The organism is Methylococcus sp. ANG, assembly GCF_040730495.1.
In the GTDB taxonomy this organism is placed as follows: Bacteria; Pseudomonadota; Gammaproteobacteria; order Methylococcales; family Methylococcaceae; genus Methylococcus.
In genome coordinates, this window is sequence record NZ_CP160399.1 from 916,741 (window position 1) to 940,994 (window position 24,254).

The window sequence follows — 24,254 nt, forward strand, 5'->3', positions numbered from 1 at the left end:
CAGGACACGCAGGAATGGCCAACCTCTTCTCCAGACGCCTTTTTCTTCAATCCGTCGCCGCCGGTGCCTGCGCCGGTGTTGCCGGCAAAACCGGTGCCTCCCTCGGACCAGACGGCAAAGCCCTTCAGTCCATCCGTCGCGTCGCGATTCATCCGACGGTCGGCATCGCCCGCGTAGGCAACAGCCAGGAATATTTCTATTTTGGCCCGGAACTCCCGGCCAGCACTTCGCGCGGGCCGTTCAAGGACCCCAGCGGCGCGATGGCCAAGCAGGCGGTGCGGTTCCGGTTATACGGCTATGACCGGAAGGGCCGGGTGGTTTGCGAACTCACGGCGGCCGACGCGGGTATCACCTGGCAGATCGTTGTCGCCAACGCCAAGGCCGCGGCATACAACGTCGACACGGCTTTCGACGTACCGGGCGCGCCCAGCGTGGGGCGGCGCAATGCTTCAGTGACGGACCGGGCATCGCTGGTCATCCGCGCCACGCCGCGCAGTCTCTCCGGCGGCGCCGCCGGGCCGTTCGCCCTGGACGGGGGAAGCTTTTCCGGCACGCCGGTGAACCTGGGCGAAGCGCTGACCGATGCCAAGGGCCGCTTGGTCGTGATGCCCGGAAGCGGCACGGCGTATTCCACACCGGATGCGCCGCCGTTGGGCAGCTTCGCCAACAACGATGGCTGGACCGACGATACCTGCGATGGTCCGGTCAGGGCCACGGTTCGTATCGGGGAGCGCAGCTTCGAAGCCGATTCGGCTTGGGTGATCTGTGGCAGTCCGAACTACGCCCCCGCCATACCGGCCGGCCTCGTCACTCTCTATGACGCCATCGAATCGGCGCTGGTCGAAGCCGGAGCCCTGGACGCCGGGGCGACCGACTTTCAACGGCACGTCTGGCCTATTTTCGAACGTATAGCCGACATGCAATGGGTCAATGCGGGATATCTGGCCAGCCACGGCTTCGGCTCCGAGCAAGAATGGACCCAGCCCCGCTGGCGCCGCCGCCTGGCCAATCCCTCGACCGCGAACGAGGGATTCCGTCAAAGCGTTGCTGCGACGTTCCGCAATCCGGATTTCAGCGAAGTCGAACCCTCACTCGAGCCCCAGCTCTACGGCGACAAGGTCACCATGCCGCCGAACGCGGTCGAGCCGCGCCAATGGCTGGCGCTGACGCCGCTGCAATACCGCCGGCTCCGCGCCTGGGCGGACGGGAACTTCACCGGCAAAATGCGGAAAACTCCCACACATCTTTCGGCGCTGCCGCTCCAGCAGCAGCCGGCGGCGCTGGATCGGGCCGCCCTGGAGGCATGCCTGGGAGGCGCCTTTCATCCCGGCGTGGAATTCCCCTGGATCGCCCGCGTACCCTGGATTTGGACATCCGACATGCGCTTGCGGGGAGGCGCCCTGGAACCCGACTTGCATGACTACGGCGAAACCCTGAATGCCGCCGTGGCATTGTCGAAGCAAGGGCCCCTAGGGAGGGCCGGGGTGAGGGGAACGATCATGGCGAGCAGTCGCTTTCATAGTCCAGGGCGGTTGGTGCCATGATCGTTAGCCCGAATGTTTCATAATCACCTGAGTCCGTTGACGTTGCGGGCGTGCGACCTAATTTTTGATCCCTCTCGACCAGGGATGGCCATTGAGGGTTGAAATCGACGGGTTCCAGCCCGTTGATAGCCGACCGAAGCCCGCGGAATCCGGACTCGAGACGCGCCGCTCCCTCGGGCCCATGGTCCGACACCGCGTTTTTGGCCATCAGGCCGACAGGAGGGGCCGGCGTGGTAAAGCCGTTCGGAGAGCCGGTGCAGCAGGTCGTTCACCGAGCTGGCGCTGGGCAGATGCAACTTGATCCGGTCCTTGTACTGCACCAGTCGCACCGCCAGCTCGAACAGTCCCTTCGACTTCGCTCAGGGCAAGTTCAGGATGAGTCAATGGCCTGCTGCTGGGGCGTGAATCGCGGCTTAGTCCCTTCGACTTCGCTCAGGGCAAGTTCAGGATGAGGCTCATCGCTGTACCTTCGCCAGTTCGGTGTGGCGCAAGCTGTTCTCGCGCAGGCTGCGGATCAGGCTATAGCCGGCATAGGTATAGAACAGGCGTAGGTGGTTGGCGAGAGAAGGCGTGGTCGGCGGTGCGATCACTGGCCAGATCGTTCTTCACCGCTTTGATGAAGTTGCGGCTCGGAATCAGCGGCGACCTGAACCTCGAGCTCAACCCCGACGGCAGAGGCGCCAAGTTCAGCGATGCGTCCGGCCGCGACACCCTCGCCTACCGCAACCTCGACGCGAAGGGCAAGCACCTGCCCGTAACCGTCGCGCGAGCCGAGCAAGGTCTCGCCATCCGGGTGGGTACGAAGAATGCCGCCTGGCCCATCGTGGTCGATCCTTTGATCTACAACATCCGGCAGAAGTTCACCGTGCAGACCGGCAAGGACGACGACGCAGAATACCTGGCCAGGTTCGGCTATTCGTCCGCAATGTCCGCGAAAGGCAACGGACATCGCTCCAGCTTGCGGGATGGCCGAAAGGCGGGGAAAATCGCAGCCGCTAGCTGACCTGAACGAGAGATGCGCCCCATGGCCGTGCAGACACGGGATATCGATTACCGCCACGCCGATACGCTGCTGTCGGGCTACTTCGCCTGCGACGACCGCTTTCCTCTGCCCCGCCCCGCCGTCCTGATATCCCACGCCTGGATGGGGCGTGACGAATTCGTGTGCGGCAAAGCGCGCCATCTGGCGGAATTGGGCTACGCCGCCTTTGCCCTGGACATGTACGGCAAGGGGGTATTGGGCACCGGACCGGAGCAGAACGCTCAACTCATGGGACCGTTCATGGCGGACCGCGGGCTGCTGCAGGCAAGGATCGCCGCGGCCCTGGACACCGTACGCTCGCTTCCCGAAGTCGATCCTGGACGCATCGCGGCGATGGGATTCTGCTTCGGCGGACTATGCGTCCTCGACCTCGCCCGGACCGGCGCCGATCTCCGGGGCGTGGTGAGCTTCCACGGCCTGTTCACTCCGCCGGGCAACACCGCGGGCCGGAAAATCCGCGCCAAGGTACTGGTACTGCACGGTTACGAGGATCCCATGGCGCCGCCGGATCAGGCCGTCGCCTTGGGCCGCGAGCTGACGGAAGCCGGGGCCGACTGGCAAATCCACATGTACGGCCACACCCTCCATGCCTTCACCAACCCCATGGCCAACGACCGGACCTTCGGCACCGTTTACGATCCCGCGGCCGATCGGCGCTCCTGGCAGGCGACGCAGAATTTCCTGGCCGAAGTGTTAAACTAAGCGGTCACATCATTCCCGGCCCATTGACAGCACCTAAATGGATCTGAAATTCCTGGATTTCGAACAGCCGATCGCCGAGCTGGAAGCCAAGATCGAAGAGCTCAGACACGTCGGATTCGACAACGAAATCAATATCTCCGAGGAAATCTCCAAGCTCGAAGAGAAGAGCCGCAAGCTCACCGAATCGGTTTTTTCCTCCCTCAGCGCCTGGCAGATTTCCCAGATCTCCCGCCATCCGCAAAGGCCGCACAGCCGCGATTACATCGATCTGATCTTCCAGGAGTTCCACGAACTGCATGGCGACCGGGCCTTCGCCGACGACCCCGCCATCATCGGCGGCCTGGCCCGGTTGGATGGCACCGCCGTGCTGGTCATCGGACACCAGAAAGGACGCGACACCAAGGAAAAAATCTACCGGAATTTCGGCATGCCGAGGCCGGAAGGGTATCGCAAGGCCTTGCGGCTGATGCGGCTTGCCGAGCGCTTCCAACTGCCCCTCGTGTGCCTCATCGACACCCCCGGCGCCTATCCGGGCATCAACGCCGAAGAGCGCGGCCAGAGCGAGGCGATCGCCCGCAACCTGTTCGAAATGGCCCAGTTACAGACCCCCATCGTCTGTGTGGTGATCGGCGAAGGCGGCTCCGGGGGAGCTTTGGCCATCGGCGTGGGCGACCGTTTGCTGATGCTCCAGTACAGCACTTATTCCGTCATCTCGCCCGAAGGCTGTGCCTCCATTCTGTGGAAGAGCGCGGAGAAGGCCGAGCTGGCCGCGGAAGCCATGGGCATCACTTCCGAGCGCCTGATGGAGCTGGGGCTGATCGATTCGATCGTGCCGGAGCCCTTGGGTGGCGCCCATCGCGACCGGGAGCGGATGGCCGACAACCTCAAGACCGAACTCAAACGCAACCTCGAGGAACTCGCCGCCTTGCCGATGGAGGAACTCCTGGCCATGCGCTACGAGCGCCTCATGGGCTACGGCGTCTACGAAGAGCCAGTCGCCTGAGGAGACCCGCCGGTACGGGGCGAATCCGGTGAGATTGAGCCTCGACAGTTTCCGCGCCGGCCTCCACCCCGGCGCGACCTACCGGGTAGCTTTCAGCGGTGGGCTTGACTCCGCCGTCCTGCTCGATCTGATGCAGGAAGTTCGCCCCCTCTCCGCCATCGATCTGCGCGCCGTCCACATTCACCACGGCCTCCTGCCAGAAGCCGACGCCTGGTCCCGGCACTGTGCGGCGGTCGCCGACGAGTACGGCATCGCTTTGGACATCCTCCGGGTCGACGCTCGCCCCAAGCCCGGCGAGAGTCCCGAAGCGGCGGCGCGTACCGCCCGCTACCTGGCCCTCGAAGCCTTGCTGAATCCGGGGGAGATCCTCGTGACGGCACAACATCTCGACGACCAGGCCGAAACGCTGCTGCTTCAACTGCTGCGTGGCGCGGGGCTGGCAGGCCTTGCCGCAATGCCGAACGCCGCACCTTTCGGTCCGGGCATCCTGCACCGTCCCCTCCTCCGCTTCAGCCGCCGGGAAATTCTGGCGTATGCGCGAGACAGGGGCCTGCGCTGGATCGAAGACCCCAGCAACCGCGACGAGCGCTATGACCGGAATTTCATCCGTCGACGGATCATGCCGCGGCTCGCCGACCGCTGGCCGGCAGTCGCGGCCAATCTGTCCCGCAGCGCCGGACACTGTGCCGAAGCCGTCGAACTCCTGGACAAGCATGCCGACGCCATGACGGCCGCCGCGACGGCCGCGGACGATTCGTGCAGCCTCGACCTCGATGCGGTGCAGAGACTCCAGCCGGACGAACAACGGCTCCTGCTGCGCCGCTGGATACGGAACCGGGGTCTGCGCGCGCCCCCGGCGAAGCTGCTGGAGCGGGTTCGTAGGGAAATCGTCGAAACGGCCGGCGGGCATTCGCCGACGATCGCCTGGGCCGACGGAGAGGTGCGGCGCTACCGTCACCGCCTTTATCTGGTTCTTCCCGCGGCGGATTTCGACGCCTCCTGGACGGCCATCTGGAACGGAGAGACGCCACTCATGCTGGCCGGCAATGGCAGCCTCGATGCTGCGCTGGAACGTGGCCCCGGCATCGATCCGGACAAATGGCGGAGCGGGCGCATCACCGTGCGTTACCGGTGGGATGGCGACAGGATCGAACCGGCGGGCCGCAAGGGACACCGCGAACTCAAGAAACTGTTCCAGGAGGCGGGGCTGCCGCCGTGGCTGAGAAACCGCCAGCCCATCGTCTGCATCGACGGCAGGATCGCCGCGATCGGCGGCAGCCGGTGGCTGGCTTCCGAATTCGCAGGTCCCCCGGCACAGGCCAACGTCGTCGTCCGCTGGAACCCGAAAAACGCTCACAAATTGTCGTAACGGCTCAGATCCAGCCAGCCCGCCGTGACGGGGTTCGCCTCGAGGTGCCGCCGGTTGAACCAGTCCGATATCTTCCAGAATCCGGGGTTCCCGCGGTGGACGCCGAAGCGTTCAGCCAGCTTCGGACCGAACGCTTTCGGGCTGTCCAGGCTCAGGATGGCATCCACGAATTCGCCGGCCTCGGCTTCGTCCAAGTCGAAAAAGAAATTCGGATAGCTTCCGACGACGCCGCGCACCAGCGTCAGTGTGTCTTCCGCCGGCGTCCGCCTCAATTCTTCGAGGAACAGCATCGACACATTTTCGAGCGCGGTGTTCTTGACCAGACTGTAGATCCAGCCGTCTTCCGCCCCGCCGGTCCCCGTCCGGATGCGCAGATAGGACAGCTCGGGAAGAAAGGCGATCCCGCCGCCCTTGGCATACGCCAGGCGCCGCAGTTCGCGCTCCACGGATGCCTGCGCCGGCGGAACCGTCGGCGTACCGCCGTCCCCGCATCCCGCGGCGCCGCAGCCGGTGAACGGGTCGGGATGACCTGCCGCCTCGCCGAAGCGGGCCCGGACCAGATCGAAAAATTCCTTCTTGGGCCGGTAACCGATGACCGTCTCACCGTCCAGCCCCCAAACCGGATTCTGCCAAAGGTTGTTGACTCCCCCTCCAATGCCTTTGTACCAACCGGCGCGTTCGGCCTGCCTCATGGTCGACGGCAGGAACCGCAGAAAATTGTTTTCCGCCTCCATACGCATGAAATCCATGTACAAGCGGGTCGCCAACTGGTGGCCGACATTGCCGAACACGTCGAAGCCTGCAACCAGCAGATAATGAATCCGTTCCAGCAAGGGGTAGTCGACGACCCAGGCGGTCAGCGGAGTATCTCCGACCAGCCCCCGCTCGACCGAAGCGCTGTCGAAATGGCGGAACACCGTCAGCAAGGCATCGCGGTTGTTGCCTTCGCCGTCCCAGAGGTCGCGCAGCGCGATGCCGCCGCGATCGCCGTGGATCCGCAGCCAGCCCGCCTTGGCCGCCTGATAGTCCTCTTCCAGCGCCCGGTAGGTGTACCAGATGTCGCCGATCCCGGGCGAATTTTCCTTCTCGGCCGGCAGCCGCAGGCGCTCCGCCTGGTTCGCCAGGAATTGAGCGTCGTTGCTGACGGGATCGGCATCCGGATCGGTGAAAGCGACCCAAAAACGGTCCCGGATCACGTTGAGCGCGGCTTGTCCCCGGCAGACCGGCCCCTTCATGAAACCGGAAAAGAAGAAATGGGCGTCGTCGAGCAGGAACCGGTAGCGCGACCTGGGAGGAATGGCGACGTAGGTCTTGAACGGGTTGGCGGCGTCGGCGGCGGCATAACCCGGCAGCCGGTCGACCGTGTACTCGGGTTCCAGAAATAGCTCCCGGTAACGGCGCATCCGGACGTCGTCGAGTTCGTAGACCATGTGGATCTTGTCGACGATGCTCTGCCGCACCGGCCGCAGGCGGTAATAGAATTCTCCGGGTCCCGGGCTGTCGTACGGCCGGGTCTGCGCATTCCGGCGAACGTGACCGTTGATTCCGGTGATCGTGACCGCCGGGGATCTCATGCCGCGCTGGAGGTTGGTTTTTTACTTGGACCGGTCACGTTGGGTCAAGCCGGCGGTGGTTTTGCGCATCGACTCGCCGGTCAGGGGTAGCCGGTGGGCGTTGTGCAGGAGGCGGTCGAGGATGGCATCGGCGAGGGTGGGCTCGCCGAGGTAGTCGTGCCAGTGCTCGACCGGCAGCTGGCTGGCGATGAGGGTGGAGCGCAGGCCGTGGCGGTCTTCGATCAACTCCATGAGGTCGTTGCGCTGAGAGGCGGTGAGCGGCTGGATGCCCCAGTCGTCGAGGATGAGCAGGTCGGTGCGGGCGAGCTGGTTCATGAGCCGGGAATAGGAGCCGTCGCCGCGGGCGACGGCGAGCTGTTCGAGCAGCCGAGGCAGGCGCAGGTAACGGACGGCTAGTCCCTGGCGGCAGGCCTGATTGCCGAGGGCGCAGGCGAGATAGGTCTTGCCGGTGCCGGTGGGGCCGGTGAGGCAGAGATTGTGATGGGCGCGCAGCCAAGAGCCTTCGGCGAGCGCGGCCATTGGGGGACGATGCAGGCCGCGGGGGTGGCGATAGTCGATATCCTCGATGCAGGCGGCAAGGCGCAGCTTGGCGTCCTTGAGCAAACGGCTGAGGCGGCGGTTGTCGCGGTAGAGCAGCTCCCGGTCGACGAGCAGCGCGAAGCGCTCGTCGAAGGAGAGATCGTGGGTGGCGGGCTGTTCGAGCTGTTGTTCGAAGGCCTCGCGCATGCCGGTGAGGCGCAGGGTGTGGAGCTTGTCCAGGGTTTGCTGGGTGAGCATGGTTTTGTCTCCTGTTGTAACGGGTTTCAGTTGTAGTAGTCGGGACCGCGCACGTTGCCGTGGGCCGGCAGCGCCGCGGCGGTCTCGTCATGGGCCTCATGCGGCTGGCGGTCGAGCCCCTTGTCGAGGATGGAGCTGACGGAGCGATAGGACGGTGATTGGATGGCCAAGGCCCGCGCACAGGCCGCCTCCAGCCGCGCTCGGCTGTAGCGCCGAGCGAGATTGAGCAGGCCCAGGCAGGCGCGGTAGCCGTGCTCGGGATGGGGCCGGTTGTTGAGCTGGTGTTCGACCACGTGCAGCGTCGCTACGCCGATGTCTTTGGCCCAGTTCATGAAGCGCCCCGGTGACCACTGGCGGTGCTCGCGGTGGGACTTGGGCATGTGCTCGGGGAGGGTGGAGAAGCGGCCGGCGCCCTGGCGCGGGTGCGCGGCGACGCGGTGTCCCCGGTGCAGCACCTCGATGCTGGTGGCGGTGGCGCGCAGCTCCAGCACCTGGCCGACCAGCGCATGGGGCACGCTGTAGAGGCGACCGCCGAACTCGACGTGGTAGTCGATGCCGGGCTTGACCTGTTTCCACTCGGCGTACTCGTAAGGCACCAGCGGCAGGGGTTTGAGGGCCGGCCGGTCGAGGGACTCGAACAGGTCGCGGCGGCTGTCGGGCTGGCGCTGGAAGGGGCGGCCGTTGAGTGACTCCAGCAGCTCGTGTATGGCCTGGTTGAGGGCCGCCAGGGAGTGGAAGGTGCGATGGCGCAGCCGGGCCAGAATCCACCGTTCCACGACTTGCACGGCCACCTCCACCTTGGCCTTGTCCTTCGGCTGGTAAGGGCGCGCCGGCAGGATGGCGGCGCCGTAGTGGCGGGCCAGCTCGGCGTAGGTGGCGTTGGGCTCGGGGGCGTAGCGGCAGGGCTGGCTCACCGCCGCGCGCAGGTTGTCCGGCACCCACAGCGCGGGGGTGCCGCCGAAGTAGCGCAGGGCGCGCTGATGGGAGGCGATCCAGTCCGGCAGCGCCTGGGTCCAGGTGGCCTCGGCGTAGGTGTAGCTGGAGGCGCCGAGCACGGCGACGAACACCTGCGCCTGGCGCAGCTCGCCGGTGGCGGGGTCGATCACCGGAACGGTGGGGCCGCAGTAGTCGAGAAAGAGCTTCTCGCCGGCGTGGTGAACCTGGCGCATGCTGCGCCGCTGCTGGCCCTGCCAGAGCCGGTAACGGTGGCAGAACTGGCTGTAACGGTAAGCGGCCTCGCCGTGGGTCGCCACGTACTCGGCCCACAGCAGCTGCAGGGTCACCCCCTTGCGCTTGAGCTCGTGGTGAAGGCGCGGCAGGTCCGGCTCCACGAAGCGCGCCGGGGCCGTGGGGGCGGGGAACAGCAACCGCTCCAGGGCCGCCTCGTCCATCGCCCCGGGCAGCGGCCAAGCAACGCCCTTCGCCTGGGCGAGGCTCACGTACTTGCTGACCACGCCCTTGGAGACGCCCAGCGCCCGGGCGATCTTCTCGTGGCTGAGCTTCGCCTCGTGCTTGAGGCGCAGAATCTCGGTGATGTGTCGCATGGAACTCCTCTTTGCCGGCATGTCGCCCCCTTCGAAAGTAAAAGGGCGGCTCTATGCCTGTTGGGGTTGAGAAATTCCAGCGCGGCTGAGGTGATTCCGGGAACGTGACCGCGATTTCCGGCATCGTGACCACCGATTCCGGCCGGAAGGCCAAAATCGGTCACGATCAAACGGAATCGCCGGTCACGTTCACCCGGCATGGGCGGTCACGATCAAACGGAATCGGCGGTCACGTTGGGCCGGAATACGCAGGGTCGTCGCGATTTCCCGGATCGGCTCGCCGGGCGGCGTGCGGGAGCGCACCAGCCGGAAGAATTCGCGGGGCGCCAATCCGCGGAAATGCAGGTTGCCGATGAAGAGATGCTCGTAAACGTAACGGGCGAACAGCCGCTCCTTCGGGCTGGAGCCGTTGAGGAACGCCTCCCAGCGCGCCACGGCCGACCCGGCCTCGGGCGACACGGGATCGGGAGGCGGCACGAACCCGCCCTGGCGCAGCCAGCTTACCAAGGTATCGTGCTCGCGCCCGCTCAGGCCGGGGAACCCGTAAGGCATGCCCCATTCGGGGTGATCGTCCGCGAAATCGTCGAACTCTTCGATGGCGGGGCAGTTCAGCTTGCGGTCGAGACCGAAGTCGAAAGTGTCGGGCAACACGCTCGAAGTGGGCAGGGGATGCTCTTTCTTCAACTCGAGCATCCGATACAGCAAGGAGCCCAGCAGGTTCGCCTCGGACGAATCGCGCCGTTCGTTCAGTACCGGGAAGAAACCCTTGGAGCGCCAGGCCTGAACGCCGTCGGCATCGATGAACAAACGCGTCGGCGGAGCGGGCTGGATGCGGGTGGTGTCGTACACCGGGGTCTTGCTGCCGCCGCGTTCCAGGCCCTCGAACGACTCCAGCTTCAACTGGCGGGGCGCGTCGTAACAGCCGTGACAGACGACACAGCGCGAATCGAGGATAGGCTGGACATCGCGGGCATAGGACACCTTGCCGGCGGCGAGCTGCGCCAGATAAGCCGCCTCGCTCAGGCGCCGCTCCCGTGGGGCGGGCGGACCGTAGCGTGAGTCGTAATCGGTGCGGTAAGCCTCGATGCAACCGGCGACCGCCAGCACAGCCAAGGCGACCGTCAGGCAACGGCGCCATCCCGGGAATTCACACCAGATCGCCTTCAGTTTCATCGGCCGCACCCGACGCAATTTTCAGGTCCAGTCTTGGCACAGCACCTCTGCCTGTTGTAAGACGGTCTGCACGGCGGCGTCCTGCAAATCGGGCGGGTAGCCGTACTTGCGCAGGATGCGCTTGACCAGCACGCGCATTCGTGCCCGCGCGGACTCCCGGTGCGCCCAGTCCACCGAGACGTTGTCACGCAGGCTCACCAGCAGTTCATGGGCGATGACGCGCAGCTTGGCGTCGCCCATGACTGCTACAGCAGACTCGTTCTCCGCCAGGGCGTCATAGAAGGCGATCTCCTCGTCCGACAGCCCCTGTTCCTCGCCCCGTGCCCTGGCGGCGCGGATGTCGCGGGCGAGCTGGATCAGCTCTTGCAGCACCTCGGCGGTGGTGATGGCGTTGGCGTGGTAACGGGCAATGGCGTCTTCTAGGAGTCTGTCGGACTATGGATTTACTCGGGTCGGGATTCTTGGAATCGAGAATTTTTCGGGGGCATTGGCGGGGTAGTCACCAGCGTTTCGCGTCGATAACTAGACCAAGATGTGCCCCGCCTCCCCCATGGCGGCGCTATTGGTGTGTAACGCTTGGTTTTTACGTGAAGCCTGTCACGCTGCCGCCAACACGTGCATCCGCCTCAGATTGAACGCCATCGCCACCAGCTTCCATTCTCCGGCCACTGCCTCCAAGCCGCGCAGAGAGAACTGGCGGAATCCCAAGACCTGTTTGATGATGCCGAACACCGGCTCCACCGTGGATTTGCGCTTGGCGTAGCGGGCCTTCCCTGCCTTCGTTTTGAGTTTCCAGGCCATCTTCTCCACGGGATCGGTGGTTTCCGGTTCCGGGGCATCCGGAGCCAGGCGTTCCGCCAGCGGCACGTGATGGCTGTCCCGTCCCATCGCGATCAGCGGTTCGATCTGCTGTTCGCAGCAGGCGTGCACGTTGCCGGCGCTGAAGTAGCCCGTGTCGGCCAGCAGGGCTTCGGGCTTCCCCAGGCTTCCGGCAGCTTCTCGATCTCGGCCAGCATCGGTTCGACCTGCTGCTTGTCGTTGGTCTGCTGACTGACGGTGGTGGCGACGATCAACATCGTCTCCACATCCACCGCAGCCTGGCTGTTATAGCCCTGGAGGAAACCCGCGTGGCTCGGCATGATGCGGGATTCCTCGTCGGTCAGATTGATCTGGTCGCTGGCCTTCGGCCCGGTTTCCGGCGGCTTCGGCTCCTGCCCACGTGGCTTCTTGCCCGCCTGCCGCTGGCCTTCGCGACGGGCTACCTTGGCTTCATAGTCCTGCTGCGCCCGGGCATCGCGCTCCGCGACCCGCTCCACGATCTTGGCCTTCGCCTCCGCCAGGGCCTTCAGCCGATCCTGCCGCCGCGCCAACTCCTCTGGCAGGTCGATGCCGTCCGGCTCCTCCGCCCCGTCGGCCTCCGCCGCCTTCTGCAACAAGGCCTGCACCTCCTCCCGCAACTGCGCTTCCAACTTCTCGATGTGGCCATGAGACAAGGCCTTGTGCTTGGAGGCGTTGGCCTTAATCTTGGTCCCGTCCAGGGAAATCTGCCCGAGCCTCACCAGCTTCATCGCCTGCGCCAGGCTCAAGACCTGAACGAACAGGTCCTCCAGCTCCCCCAGAAAGGTCTTGCGAAAGTGGGCCAGGGTGTCATGATCGGGATGGGTTTCCGCCGACAGAAAGCGGAAGGCCACCGAATCGTAGGTGGCCCGCTCAATCTTGCGGCTGGAGAACACCCCGGTGGCATAACCATAAACCAGCAGGGCCAGTAGTACCGACGGATGGTGCGCCGCCGACCCGCGCCCCGAGTAGCGGCTCGTCAGTCGACTTAAATCCAGCTGATCGATGACCTCGACGAGGAACCGTGCCAGGTGGTTGGCTGGCAGCCATTCGTCAACCGAGGGCGGTAGCAGATACTGCTGGTGGCGATTGACGGGGATGAAGCGGCTCATCGGGTCTCACCTTGTCGCGATCTATCCGGAATAGGCCGCTATGTTAACGGAAACAGCGGACTTCCGCCCCTCCAATCCGGTTCGAACCAGAACCGGAAAGTCCGACAGACTCCTAGCCGTTCGGTGAAGGCTTGGGTCTCGACCACATTGGTGCGGGTGCGCGAGCGGATGCTGTCATTGAGCAGCTTGCGCAGCGCCTCCAGCCCCAGGTTTTTCTTCTCCATCTGCTGCACTTCGAGCAGGAACTCGTCGGACAGGATGGAAATGTCCGGCGTCTGGATACCGGCCGCGGCGAGAATATCGACGATCTCGGTGGACACCACGGCGCGGCTGACGATCTGCTGGATGGCCAGCTCGCGATCCTGCCGGGTAGCACCTGAGCCGCCCGCCGTCTTGACCAGCGCGGCGCGGATGGCCTGGAAGAAGCCGACTGCCTCGCGGATGCCGCGCGCTTCATCCGAGCTCACGGCCAACGCAAAGGCCTTCGACAACCCCAGCACGCCATCGGCAAAGCGCCGTTGCGCCTGCTTCTTGGCCTCTGGCGTCTTTTCTGCCGCCGCCCATTGCTGCTGCTTGTCGAGTATCCATTCGATGGCGCCGGCCATCATGGCCAGCCGTTCGCCTGGCGTGCCGCCCAGGCCCGTGCGGTAGTCGAAGCCGTGGAACATGTCGCGCACGATCTCGTACTTCTCCAGCAGCACCGCCACGGCCTCACGCTCGTCGATGCCGGTCTTGTCCTGGTCGGGCCTGGAGTACTGCGCGAGCGCCGATTTCAGGTTCTGGGCGATGCCGATGTAGTCCACGATCAGGCCGGCCGGCTTGTCGCGGAACACCCGGTTGACCCGGGCGATGGCCTGCATCAGGCCGTGCCCGCGCATGGGTTTGTCGATGTACATGGTGTGCATGCAGGGGGCGTCGAAGCCGGTCAGCCACATGTCGCGCACGATCACCAGCCGCAAGGGGTCGTCTGGGTCGCGCGCCCGCCTGGCCAGCAGGTCGCGGCGGGCCTTGTTACCGATATGCTGCTGCCACTCCACCGGCTCGGACGCCGCGCCGGTCATCACGATCTTGATGCGGCCGGCGTTGTCATCCTCGCTGTGCCAGTCGGGCCGCAGCTTGATGATCTCGTCATAGAGCGCCACGCAGATGCGTCGGCTCATGCACACCACCATGGCCTTGCCTTCGAGCGCGGCCACCCGGTCTTCGAAATGCTGCACCAGGTCGGCGGCCACCAGCGCGAGCCGCTTGTCGCTGCCGACCAGCGCCTCGATGGTGGCCCACTTCTGCTTGGCGCGCTCGGCGCTGGGTTCGTCCTCGTCCTCCAGCAGCGCCTCGATCTCGGCGTCGATGCGCGGCTTCTCGTCATCGTCCAACTCGATGCGCGCCAGCCGCGATTCGTAATAGATCGGCACCGTGGCGCCATCTTCGACCGCGCGGCTGATGTCGTAGATGTCGATATAGTGGCCGAACACCGCCGGGGTGTTCACATCGGTGGCCTCGATGGGCGTGCCGGTGAAGCCGATGAAGGAGGCATTGGGCAGCGCGTCGCGCAGATATTTGGCAAAGCCATACGCGATCTCGCCGGTTTGGCTGGCCACCTTCGCCTTGAAGCCGTACTGGCTGCGGTGCGCCTCGTCGGCGATGACCACGACGTTGGAGCGATCCGTCAGCGCGCTTTCCTCCCCTCTCCCCCGGGGAGAGGGGCCGGGGGTGAGGGTGGCCGGAGCGAACTTCTGGATGGTGGTAAAGATCACGCCGCCGGAAGCGCGGTTGAGCAGGGTGCGCAGGTGCTCGCGGTCCTGCGCCTGCACCGGCGTCTGCCGCAGAAGGTCCTTGCACATGGCGAAGGTCGCAAAGAGCTGGTCGTCCAGGTCGTTGCGGTCGGTCAACACCACCAGCGTGGGATTGGCCATGGCCGGGTGCTGGATGAGCAGCCCCGCGTAGAACGCCATCAGCAGGCTCTTGCCCGAACCCTGGGTGTGCCAAATTACCCCGGCCTTGTGGTCGCCGGGAGGTTGGTCCTTGACGCTGGGCAGCCCGTAGGCGGCCGGGTCCTCGGCCACCGCCCTCTGGCTCGCCCGCAGCGTGGAAATCACGGCCTTCTTTACGGCGTGAAACTGGTGGTAGCCGGCGATGATCTTGATCAGCCCGCCGCTGGTCTCACCGAAGACGGTGAAATGGCGCAACAGATCGAGGAAGCGCCCTTGCTCGAATACGCCCTCGATCAGCGTGGCCATCTCCGGCGATCCCTTGGGCTCGATCCGGGTGCCATCGGTGGTGCGCCAGGGCATGAAGCGCTCCTGATCCGCCGACAGCGAGCCGACCCGCGCAGACAGGCCATCGGAGGTCACCAGCAGCGCATTGCTGCGAAAGAGGGCCGGGATCTGCCGCTTGTAGGTCTGGAGCTGGTTGTACGCACCCGCGAGGGTCGCGTTCTCGCCGCCGGGCGCCTTGAGTTCGATCACCGCCAGCGGCAGGCCGTTGACGAACACCACCACGTCCGGCCGACGCTTGGCCTGGCCAGCCACCACGGTGAACTGCTGTACCGCCAGCCAGTCGTTGTTGGCGGGCTGCTCGAAGTCGATTAGCCGCACCCTGCCCGCTGTCAGCGTGCCATCCTCGGCGTAATACTCCACATCCGCGCCTTCGGTCAGCAGGCGGTGGATGCGGCGGTTCTCCTCCAGCAGGTTCGGCAGTTCCGATTGCGTCAGGCGGCGGATCGCGTCGGCCCACGCTTCGGGTGGCAGCGCCGGGTTCAGCCGCGCCACGGCGGCCGCGAGTCGTGCCTTGAGCACCACCTCGTCGTAGGCCTCCCGCTCCGGCTGTTTGCCGTCGGGGCCTATGACCTCATCCGAGTCGCAGGTGAAGCCCAGCCCGGCAATCTGCGTGAGCAGCGCGGCTTCCAATTGGGCTTCGGAGAGGAAGGCCATCAGGGTCGCTCCCGCAGGGGGTGGCTGCCATGCCCCTGGTCGTGGCATGCCACAGAAGCCGGGACAGGCTTTAATAAGCAAGTCACTGATTTCAATGAATGTTTAGAAGTAGGCATGGCGTTTTCCGGGCACGGGATTAAATAAGGCTCCTGCCCGGAAGGGCAGACAGCGCGCTTAGCGGAGTTGCCCGACGCCGCTACCAAGATTGCGGAGCCTATTTCTACGCATACGCTCCGCAAATGTGCTTGAGGAGTCCAGCCGCTCCGCAGAAAGGTCATAGCACCTCGCGACCTTCCGCCAGGTTGATCAGCCGGGGAAAGCACAGGGTCGCCGCACGGCGGCCGCTACCGGCCTGCAACTCCCGCAGGATGCCTGCTGCCTTCAGCTGCCGCAGCAGCGCCGGGACGGTTTTCTCGTGGATGCCGTAGTCCGCCGCCAACTTTTGCGCCAGATCCGAGGTGCGGAAGATGGGCTTGCTGAAAATGGCATCGAGCAAGTGCACCGAATATTGGGAATGGGTGGTTTCCTGAATGGCGATCTTCATCTCGTCGTAGAGCGCCTTGATCGCCTCGACCCGCCTTGTGTTCTGCCCCGCCTGCTCAATGGTGGCGCGCAGGAAGAAAGCAATCCAGCCATCCCAGTCCTTCTCGGCTGAAATCGCCTTGAGGCGCTCGTAGTACTCGTCGCGATGACTCTCCAGATACTCCGACAGGTAGAACATCGGCTGCGACAGCGCTCGCTTCTGGTACAGGAACAGTGGAATCAGAATGCGTCCGATACGACCGTTGCCATCCTTGAATGGGTGCAGTAACTCGAATTGCGCGTGGACCACCGCCGTCTGGATCAAAAAGTCCACATCGTCGCTGTCCAGATACCGTTCCCATGCCTGCATGAAATCCGGCAGTTGAACGGGGTTGGGGGGCACGAAACTGGCCTGCTCGATCGGGCAGCCCTGCCGGCCGATCCAGTTCTGGTCGCGCCGGAAATCGCCGGGGTTCTTCTCTTCGCCGCGCACACTGTTCATCAGGATGCGGTGCAGCTCGCGCACGAATCCCAGGCGAATCGGGTAAACCTCCAGATATTCCCTGGCCTTGAACAGCGCCAGCCGGTAATTGGAAATCTCCTGAATGTCCTTGTACTTCTCGCCCTCCTTGATCAGCCCCGCCTCCTGTTCGAGCACCTCATCCACGGTGGCCTGGGTGCCCTCGATCTTCGAGGACAGCACTGCTTCTTGCGTCGTCAGCGGCGAGAGCATCACCGCCGGATTCGGGATGCCCTGCAGCAGCCCGTCATACCGGGCCAGCGCGGCGTTGGCCTGCCCTACCAGAGGCAGCAGCAGGCGGTAATTCAGATCGGTCAGCGGCAATGTGTCGGGGACATAGGGCTGCATAGCATTACCTCGCATGACGGGCGACCCCGGATTTGTGTGCTTCGCCCTCCAGCCCGGCGCGCTCGCGCGCCCAGGTCAGCAGCTCGGGGTTGACGGGGATGCGGGTCATGGCTTGTCTTCCTTCATTGCGAAGCAGGATTGCACCAGCTCGCAGAATCCACCCAGCTTTGCATTGTCAATTTGATTGGTGGCGTAGCAATACAGCAGATGCTGGGGCTTTCTGTGGCTGGAGCCCGGCGGCGCCACACCGAGGTAATCTTCGAGATCCTTCGGTATCGTGATGACCGAATGCGTAAAGTCCGCGTTCTTCGAATCCGCCACCAGCTGATTGAGTTCCTGGTGCTCGTTCGCACTGTTGTCGTCATCGTGCAGCACCGCATGAACCACGCCGAGGCTACTTAGCAGATTCATGAAGCGGTGTATGTTGTACTTGCCGAGACAGTCGAGGACATAGGTTCCTTGAGGTAAAGCGATTCTGCCATCGTCCAACAAGCGGTTGATCAATGCAGTCTCGCTGGGTCCTTCGACGAGCAGTACATGTTGTGCAAACAGCATTCCGGCGCGACCTGGATTGAGCCACAAGAAGTACTTCACCGACTCCATTTCAGGCTTGAGGTCATCAGCCTGCATGGTTTGCTGTACCCTTGGGTACTTGGCTGCAACCTGCTGAATGGCGTGGTTGGCATCAACGATGTTGTTCCATTGCGCCTCGTCGATCTGGAAGGTGGATACGACCCCGTCTGCCCGTCGCGCCCGAATGATGGCTGGAATTCGCATGGCATTCCTGCTCACGAAGTGCGCGGAGTGGGTGGAGCAGACAATTTGCCAGTCGACAGCCTCGCTGACCGTGATCAGGTTACGGGCCAAATCCTCCTGTTGCGGCGGGTGCAGGAAAGCCTCTGGCTCTTCGAAAAGCACCAGGTTCAATGAGGGCGCGAAGTCTTTTGCCTTCTTCGAAACCTTCTGTGGCACGTACTTCGCGCCAAGTTGAATCAGCGAATAGATGAAGTGTCGCTGGAAGCCGGAGCCGAAGTACTCGACACCTTGCGGCTTCTCGTGATGATTGTCCCGGATGTCCCACCCGAGCATGGACTTGATGATTTCCGCTGTGGATGGCGCCGTGAACTTGAGATTGAAGTTCGTCTGCCACGGGGCAAGCAGTGCGTTTAGGTCATTCTCGAAATTCGACAGCGAGCGTTTATCCTCGGTCTCGATGGCACGAACGCTGTCGGCAAAAGTGGTTACGCTATCGGTCAACGCCCTGTAGGCGTCGCTCCCTTCCACCACATCCGACATAATATTGGTGATCAGATCGCGCAGGGCCGACGGGCCGCTGAGCTTCGTGTGTTCATCAACCTTGCTGATGGCCGGGATATAGATCAGATCGCCGAACTTGCCGCTCTGGACATTCTTCGCGCCGTAGAAAGGTTCGTTCGACAGGGTGCCATCAGTCTTGTAGCCAAGAATTGACCCGGCGGCACCCTTTCCGTCGTGGAGCTTTTCGCCAGTCTGAAAGTACTTCCTGACCTTTAGCACCTTTTCAGCGGTCTTGTATTCATCCTTCAGGGAGTCATGCTCTTCGTCGGTGAGCGAAAACGTCAGCTCTGCCCATGACTCCTGGTCAACCGCCCCTTTGAGTGGGAAATCGGCCTCCTTTTTGAACTTGAAACCGTCCTTCTCATAGAAGGCCCGGATGCAGTCGATGATGGTGCTCTTGCCTGAATTGTTCGCGCCTGCTACCAGCGCATAGGGATGGAATGCCATCGAGGCGTCGATGATGCCTCGGAAGTTGTGTATGGAGATGCGTGCCAACTTCATGCGATGCGCTCTAGGAATTCTTCGGCATCGGCAATGCGCAGTTCGCCGGAGATCAGTTTGGGCAGCAGGGTGTTGCGGAGTTGGGCGAGGGTGCGGGATTCGAGTTCGTTGTGAATCGATTGCTCGACAAGGGGCGCCATCACGACGCCAAGTCTCTCCAATACATCGTCTGGTGGGCAAAGCGTCATCGCCGCCTTGAGATGACCACGCTGGATATGGCCCATGGTCGTGGCCTTTGAGGCTGCGATGGCTTGAAACGCTTCGAGGTGGTGATGCACCCAATGGCTGACAAACCACATGGGGTAGCTCTCGGAAGTGACTTTGAACAGGTGCTGGTTGAGCGCTCCTTCACCCTCGGTCCAGAATTTCGCCAGCAAGCTGCCCGACCACGAGAAAAGGAAATCGCCGTCCTTGATGATGTACTTGGCCGGCACCTCACGCGATGCGCGATCGCTCTTGGCGCTAACGCCGTTGCGAAGCTCGGCGATCTTGATCACCGGGAGCCTGTCGTCAGGATCGGTCGCCGGGAACTTTTGCAGAGCAAGGCCATTGAGAAAGTCTGCGATCTCATCGAGCGGCCGTTTACTCCACCCCTCCGGCTTGCCTTCGTCGTCGAGGCGGTCGGGGAAGAGTTGCCAGAGGTCGGCGGGAAGGCAGGCCCGCTCATCCAGAGCGTTCTCCGCAAGTGAGAAGGGCATCGGGCTCCCCTCTCCCCCCGGGAGAGGGGCTGGGGGTGAGGGAAACACGCCCTGCCGCTCCTGCACGGCCTGATAAATCGCCTCCAAAACCGCCTCGGTCTCGCGCAATACGTCGTTGTTCCAGAAACGCAGAACCCGGATGCCGCGTTCTTCGAGATAGGCGCTGCGCCGCGCATCGCGCTGCTGGCCTTCGGCGCTGTTGTGTTGCCCCCCGTCCAGCTCGACGGCCAGTTTCAGTGCGTGGCAGTAGAAGTCGAGGATGTAGGGCGGCAGCGAATGCTGGCGGCGGAACTTGGCGCCGGCGAGTTGCTGGTTGCGCAATAGCCGCCACAGCAGGGTTTCCGCATCGGTGGCATGTTTGCGCAAGGCGCGGGCGTTGTCCAGCAGGGGGGGCGGGAGTGGAAGTTTGATGCGGGGGTTGGGCGCGGCTCCCTCACCCCCTACCCCTCTCCCGGAGGGAGAGGGGAGCTGCATTCTGGCGCGGACGGGGCCGAAGTCGACGAACCAGTCCTTGAACAGGGCGCGGGCCATGGCCTCCAGGGTCTGGTTGCGGCGGCGGTTGAGTTCGATCTTGTCGTCCAGCGTGCCGAGGATGTGGGCGATGGCGCGTTGTTCTTCAATGGGCGGAACCGGCACTTCCAATTCATTAAGCGCCTTACCAGTCAAGTGTTTGATTGTGGTGCCTGTGAAAAATGGCTCAAGCCTGCCTGTGCGGCCCGCCAGCATGAACCAATAGAACAGGTAGTAATTGTTTAACCCATCCTTCGCTCTTACACGATGCAAAGCCTTCTGGATTTTCATGCCGGGAATCTGCTCCCTCCAGATGGCGCAACGCCCAGGTTCTCCCCCCTCGCAAACGATCAGGTCGCCATCGCGAATCCCATATCGCTCCTCTTCGTCGTTCTCGAACCTCATCAACGATAAGTTCTGAAGGTCGAACGACCCCCAGCGCACATTGCTGTTGCCAAGATATGGTCGCGGCGTTCCTTTGTTCTTTTGCGCGTCAAGCATTTTCCCGAGGCTCGAATCGACAAGATCGCCCAACCGAGCGGTTTTCCACTCACCCCCCATACCCAATCTCCCCCAGGTTGGCCTCGATCGCCGCATCCAGCTTGAGATACACCACATACTCCTCCTGCACATCCACGGCCAGGAGTTTGCCTTGCCGCAGCGCCTCGACATGCGCTGCCGTCAAGGTGATGGTCTCTTGCCGCCAACGCTTGCCGAAGGGGCGTTCGCTTTCGTCGCAATCGAACGGGGCATCGACGATGGCGATGCGCGGGTCGGAGGCGGCTTGTCGTTCGCTCATTCGTCCTCTCCTTGCCCGACCGCCCAGGCTTGCAGGCGTGCCGCGATCTGCTCAGGGCTGGGCAGGTCGTGCCGGTAGTCGGCCGGGAGCTGGGGCGTGACGGTGTAGGTGGCGATGCCAAGCGGGCGGTTCATGTTGCGCATGGCGTATTCGACCACGGTGCGGGTCTTGTCGCGGCAGATGACGATGCCGATGGGTGGGTTTTCGCCATCGAAGCGGTGATGCTGGTCGAGCTGGTCGAGGTAGAACTCGATCTGGCCCTTGTGCTCGGGCTTGAACGAGCCGATCTTCAGTTCGATGGCGACCAGGCAGCGCAGGCGGCGGTGGAATAAAAGCAGGTCGATGAAGTAGTCCTTGCCGTCGACCTCCAGCCGGTACTGGTTGGCGACGAAGGTGAAGCTCTCTCCCATTTCGGTGAGGAAGGCGCGCAGATGTCGGATCAGCGCTTGCTCCAGCTCGCGCTCGGAATGTTCGTCGGCAAGGCCCAGAAAGTCGAAGGTATAGTGATCTTTCACCGCCAGCAGGGCTTGCGCACGGATGCTTTCGGGTACGGCGGCGTCGAAGTTGGTCTGCCCGGCCAGATACTGGCGATAGCTCTGGTTGTCGATCTGGTGTTGCAGGACGTTCTTGGTCCAGCCGAAGCGGGCGGTGGCACGCAGATAGAACTCTCGTTCCAGATCATCCTTGCAACGGGCCATGATCAGCAGGTTCTTGGCCCAACTGATTTCTGCAACCAATGGTTGCAGTTTTGGCTTGTCCGCATAGGCACGGTAGAAGTCCAGCATGTTCCACAGGTTGCGTGCCGAGAATCCATTGCGTCCGGGAAATGCGGCTTGCAGGTCGTGGGCCAGGCTTTCGACAACCGCCTTGCCCCAGCCCTGTTCGGTCTGACGGCGACTGATGGTTTCACCCATCCACCAGTACAGGGCGAGCAGTTCCTTGTTGGCCGCGCGTAGCGCCTGATACTGGCGCTGACGGATTTGCTGTTTGATTTCATTCACGAAGTCGGCGTAGCCGACAGGTGTCGTCAGATCAGTCATAGCCGAGCGCCTTCAGGTTGGCCGCGATCACCGAATCCAGCCGCGCCGCTTCGCGCTGCTGCTCCCGCCACTGGGTGCTGAGCCGCCGCATCTTGTCGGCAAAGGCCTCGCCGTCGTCCTCGGCGGCCTCGGCGCCGACATAGCGGCCGGGGGTGAGCACATGGCCGTGCTTGCGGATTTCTTCCAATGTGGCGGATTTGCAGAAGCCGGGTATGTCGCGGTAAGGCGCGACACCCTCACCCCCCGCCCCTCTCCCGGAGGGAGAGGGGAGAACTACCACGATGCGTTCGAGGACTGCTTTGGGATCGGCGAGGAATTCAGCATTGCGGATACGAACAACGGTCAGTCCCAGGGATGTCATGTAGGCATCGCGGGTCTTGTCCTTTGTTGCTTGTGCCGAGGTGGAATGAGCATCTCCATCGAGTTCAATGACCAGCTTGTGTTCGTCGCAATAAAAATCCGCCACATACTCCCCAATCTGATGTTGGCGACGAAACTTCAGTCCTATGAACTGGCGGTTACGAAGCAGCTCCCACATGACTGCTTCCGCCGGTGTTTGCTTCTTGCGCAACTCCCGTGCCGTCTGCACCAGTCCGGAAAAATCAAATCCGCCCCGATACTGGAGCTTTTCACCCTCTCCCTCTGGGAGAGGGCCGGGGTGAGGGTCACGCCGGGCGGAACGCCAAGCGTGATAGGTATCGGCGATCTTCTGAATGTCGGCGTCAGTGAGTTCACGCCGGGTGCGATCCACAAGCCTTCCCATGTTGCGGGCGTCGATGAACAGCACTTCGCCGCGCCGGTCGCGTAGCTTTCCCTCACCCCCGGCCCCTCTCCCAGGGGGAGAGGGGAGAGAACGGCCGGACTTGTCGCGGGCGAGGAACCACAGGCAGGCGGGGATCTGGGTGGAGTAGAACAACTGGCCGGGCAGGGCCACCATGCAGTCCACGGCGTCGGCTTCGACCATCGCCTTGCGGATCTCGCCTTCGCCGCTCTGGTTGGAGCTCATGGAGCCGTTGGCCAGCACCACGCCGGCGGTGCCGTAGGGCGCGAGATGCCAGTAAATGTGCTGCAGCCAGGCATAATTGGCGTTGCCCACGGGCGGCACGCCGAACTGCCAGCGCGGGTCTTCGCGCAGGCGGTCGCCGCCCCAGTCGGAGATGTTGAAGGGCGGGTTGGCGAGGATGTGGTCGAAGCGCAGATCGCGCAGTTCGTCCTTGTGGAAGCTGCCTTCGTTGTTCCAGCGGATGTCGCTGTCGATGCCGCGCACGGCCAGGTTCATCTTGGCCAGGCGCCAGGTGGTGTAGTTGCTCTCCTGGCCGTAGATGGCGATGTCGCCGATGCGCCCGCCGTGTTCCAGCACGAACTTCTCGCTCTGCACGAACATGCCGCCGCTGCCGCAGCAGGGGTCGTAGACCCGGCCCTGGTAGGGTTCGAGCATCTGCACCAGTACCTGCACCACCGAGCGCGGGGTGTAGAACTCGCCGCCGCGCTTGCCTTCGGCGCCGGCAAACTGGCTGAGGAAGTATTCGTAGACGCGGCCTAAAACATCCGTCGCTTGCGCGCGCCGGATGTTTCCCTCACCCGGCCTTCGGCCACCCTCTCCCATTGGGAGAGGGGTTGGGGGTGAGGGTTGCTGTAAAGCAATGCCGGAGATCAGGTCGATCAGCTCGCCCAGCATCACCTTGTTCAGCGCCGGGCGGGCGTAGTCCTTAGGTAAAACGCCCTTCAAGGATTCGTTGTCCTTTTCGATGGCGCGCATGGCGTCGTCGATGAGGCTGCCGATGGTGGGTTGGCGGGCAGCGGCCTTGAGGTGCGACCAGCGGGCCTCCTTGGGCACCCAAAAGACGTTGTCGGCGAGGTATTCGTCCTTGTCCTCGGCGGCCCGCGGGTCTTCGGCCAGCAGCTCGGCGTGGCGTGCCTCGAAGGCGTCGGAGATGTACTTGAGGAAAATCAGGCCCAGCGCGACATGCTTGTAGTCGGAGGGCTCCATGTTGCCGCGCAGCTTGTCGGCGGCGCGGAACAATTCGGCCTCGAAGCCGAGGTTACCGTTGTTCTTCTCTTTGCCTTTGGCCATGTATCGCTTCCGGTTTCGCTATACCGTGGAGGTCAGTCCCGTACCGCCGCGGAAACTCCTTGGCCAGCGCTTCCTGGCTCACCGCACAGGTATCCGGGCCCGATGCGGATGATCCAGGCCGCGGCGTTCCATGCTACCCAGGTTATGGGAGAGGTTACGGGCCGCACGGCGCGACGGGCCGTTCAGCTCCGGCAACCCGTTGCCATCGGGAAGCGAACCCGATCGTAGGAGTGAGGCGATCGGCGGAATCTGCCTGGGAAGCTGAAGCGCCCGACCCGATGGCTGGGCATGTGACCGACCCTTAGGAGCCTAGCAGAA

General features: G+C 63.5%; 17 protein-coding genes and 3 pseudogenes. 5 read left to right on the forward strand and 15 right to left on the reverse strand.

Going from position 1 to position 24,254, the window contains the following annotated elements; genetic code table 11:
* Positions 1-14: 14 nt before the first annotated feature.
* Entirely contained in the window at positions 15-1,544 is a 1,530-nt protein-coding gene (locus tag ABZN20_RS04245) for a LodA/GoxA family CTQ-dependent oxidase (protein ID WP_367026860.1), read from the forward strand.
* 443 nt (positions 1,545-1,987) lie between these two features.
* Here the strand turns inward: ABZN20_RS04245 and ABZN20_RS04250 are convergent.
* Positions 1,988-2,168: pseudogene (locus tag ABZN20_RS04250) on the reverse strand (transposase); the annotation flags it as partial.
* Between ABZN20_RS04250 and ABZN20_RS04255 the strand changes: the two are divergent.
* From ABZN20_RS04255 to tilS, 4 genes are read left to right on the forward strand one after another with little or no spacing between them, the layout of a single operon-like run.
* On the forward strand, positions 2,125-2,547 hold the full coding sequence (locus tag ABZN20_RS04255) for a hypothetical protein (protein ID WP_367027603.1): 423 nt from the start codon (positions 2,125-2,127) through the stop codon (positions 2,545-2,547). The pseudogene ABZN20_RS04250 and the gene ABZN20_RS04255 overlap by 44 nt on opposite strands.
* A gap of 21 nt (positions 2,548-2,568) precedes the next feature.
* Entirely contained in the window at positions 2,569-3,288 is a 720-nt protein-coding gene (locus ABZN20_RS04260) for a dienelactone hydrolase family protein (RefSeq protein ID WP_218806794.1), read from the forward strand.
* A 37-nt stretch (positions 3,289-3,325) separates the two neighbouring features.
* On the forward strand, positions 3,326-4,291 hold the full coding sequence (locus ABZN20_RS04265) for an acetyl-CoA carboxylase carboxyltransferase subunit alpha (protein ID WP_367026861.1): 966 nt from the start codon (positions 3,326-3,328) through the stop codon (positions 4,289-4,291).
* 28 nt (positions 4,292-4,319) lie between these two features.
* On the forward strand, positions 4,320-5,660 hold the full coding sequence (gene tilS / locus ABZN20_RS04270) for a tRNA lysidine(34) synthetase TilS (RefSeq protein ID WP_367026862.1): 1,341 nt from the start codon (positions 4,320-4,322) through the stop codon (positions 5,658-5,660).
* Here tilS and ABZN20_RS04275 read toward each other — a convergent pair.
* From ABZN20_RS04275 to ABZN20_RS04340, 14 genes and pseudogenes are all read right to left on the reverse strand, one after another.
* A complete protein-coding gene (locus ABZN20_RS04275) occupies positions 5,645-7,234 on the reverse strand; it encodes a fatty acid cis/trans isomerase (protein WP_367026863.1) in 1,590 nt (529 codons plus the stop codon). The genes tilS and ABZN20_RS04275 overlap by 16 nt on opposite strands.
* Before the next feature lie 21 nt (positions 7,235-7,255).
* Positions 7,256-8,011, reverse strand: a complete 756-nt coding sequence (gene istB / locus ABZN20_RS04280; RefSeq protein ID WP_367025276.1) for an IS21-like element helper ATPase IstB — start codon at positions 8,009-8,011, stop codon at positions 7,256-7,258.
* A 26-nt stretch (positions 8,012-8,037) separates the two neighbouring features.
* Positions 8,038-9,576: an IS21 family transposase gene (gene istA / locus ABZN20_RS04285; protein WP_367025277.1), complete on the reverse strand. Its 1,539-nt coding sequence runs from the start codon at positions 9,574-9,576 to the stop codon at positions 8,038-8,040.
* 168 nt (positions 9,577-9,744) lie between these two features.
* Positions 9,745-10,728 carry a fatty acid cis/trans isomerase gene (locus ABZN20_RS04290; RefSeq protein ID WP_367026864.1) on the reverse strand — a complete coding sequence of 328 codons (984 nt, stop codon included), beginning with the start codon at positions 10,726-10,728 and terminating at the stop codon, positions 9,745-9,747.
* A gap of 21 nt (positions 10,729-10,749) precedes the next feature.
* A pseudogene (locus ABZN20_RS04295) lies at positions 10,750-11,142 on the reverse strand (type I restriction enzyme endonuclease domain-containing protein); the annotation flags it as partial.
* Positions 11,143-11,325: 183 nt separating this feature from the next.
* A pseudogene (locus ABZN20_RS04300) lies at positions 11,326-11,721 on the reverse strand (transposase); the annotation flags it as partial.
* The gene (locus ABZN20_RS04305) at positions 11,622-12,677 is read right to left on the reverse strand and encodes a transposase (RefSeq protein ID WP_367025156.1); all 1,056 of its coding nucleotides are present in this window, start codon (positions 12,675-12,677) and stop codon (positions 11,622-11,624) included. The pseudogene ABZN20_RS04300 and the gene ABZN20_RS04305, both read right to left, overlap by 100 nt.
* Positions 12,678-12,715: 38 nt before the next feature.
* A complete protein-coding gene (locus ABZN20_RS04310; RefSeq protein ID WP_367026866.1) occupies positions 12,716-15,607 on the reverse strand; it encodes a type I restriction endonuclease subunit R in 2,892 nt (963 codons plus the stop codon).
* Between the two features lie 274 nt (positions 15,608-15,881).
* Positions 15,882-16,973 (reverse strand): Fic family protein, encoded by a 1,092-nt coding sequence (locus ABZN20_RS04315; protein ID WP_367026867.1) that lies wholly within the window; start codon positions 16,971-16,973, stop codon positions 15,882-15,884.
* A gap of 129 nt (positions 16,974-17,102) precedes the next feature.
* A complete protein-coding gene (locus tag ABZN20_RS04320) occupies positions 17,103-18,815 on the reverse strand; it encodes an ATP-dependent nuclease (RefSeq protein ID WP_367026868.1) in 1,713 nt (570 codons plus the stop codon).
* On the reverse strand, positions 18,812-20,656 hold the full coding sequence (locus tag ABZN20_RS04325; protein ID WP_423246428.1) for a DUF559 domain-containing protein: 1,845 nt from the start codon (positions 20,654-20,656) through the stop codon (positions 18,812-18,814). The genes ABZN20_RS04320 and ABZN20_RS04325 overlap by 4 nt, the downstream gene beginning before the upstream one ends.
* Positions 20,574-20,822 carry a hypothetical protein gene (locus tag ABZN20_RS04330; RefSeq protein ID WP_367026870.1) on the reverse strand — a complete coding sequence of 83 codons (249 nt, stop codon included), beginning with the start codon at positions 20,820-20,822 and terminating at the stop codon, positions 20,574-20,576. The genes ABZN20_RS04325 and ABZN20_RS04330 overlap by 83 nt, the downstream gene beginning before the upstream one ends.
* A complete protein-coding gene (locus ABZN20_RS04335; RefSeq protein ID WP_367026871.1) occupies positions 20,819-21,862 on the reverse strand; it encodes a PDDEXK nuclease domain-containing protein in 1,044 nt (347 codons plus the stop codon). The genes ABZN20_RS04330 and ABZN20_RS04335 overlap by 4 nt, the downstream gene beginning before the upstream one ends.
* Positions 21,855-23,936 carry an N-6 DNA methylase gene (locus ABZN20_RS04340; protein ID WP_367026872.1) on the reverse strand — a complete coding sequence of 694 codons (2,082 nt, stop codon included), beginning with the start codon at positions 23,934-23,936 and terminating at the stop codon, positions 21,855-21,857. The genes ABZN20_RS04335 and ABZN20_RS04340 overlap by 8 nt, the downstream gene beginning before the upstream one ends.
* Between the last annotated feature and the right edge of the window lie 318 nt (positions 23,937-24,254).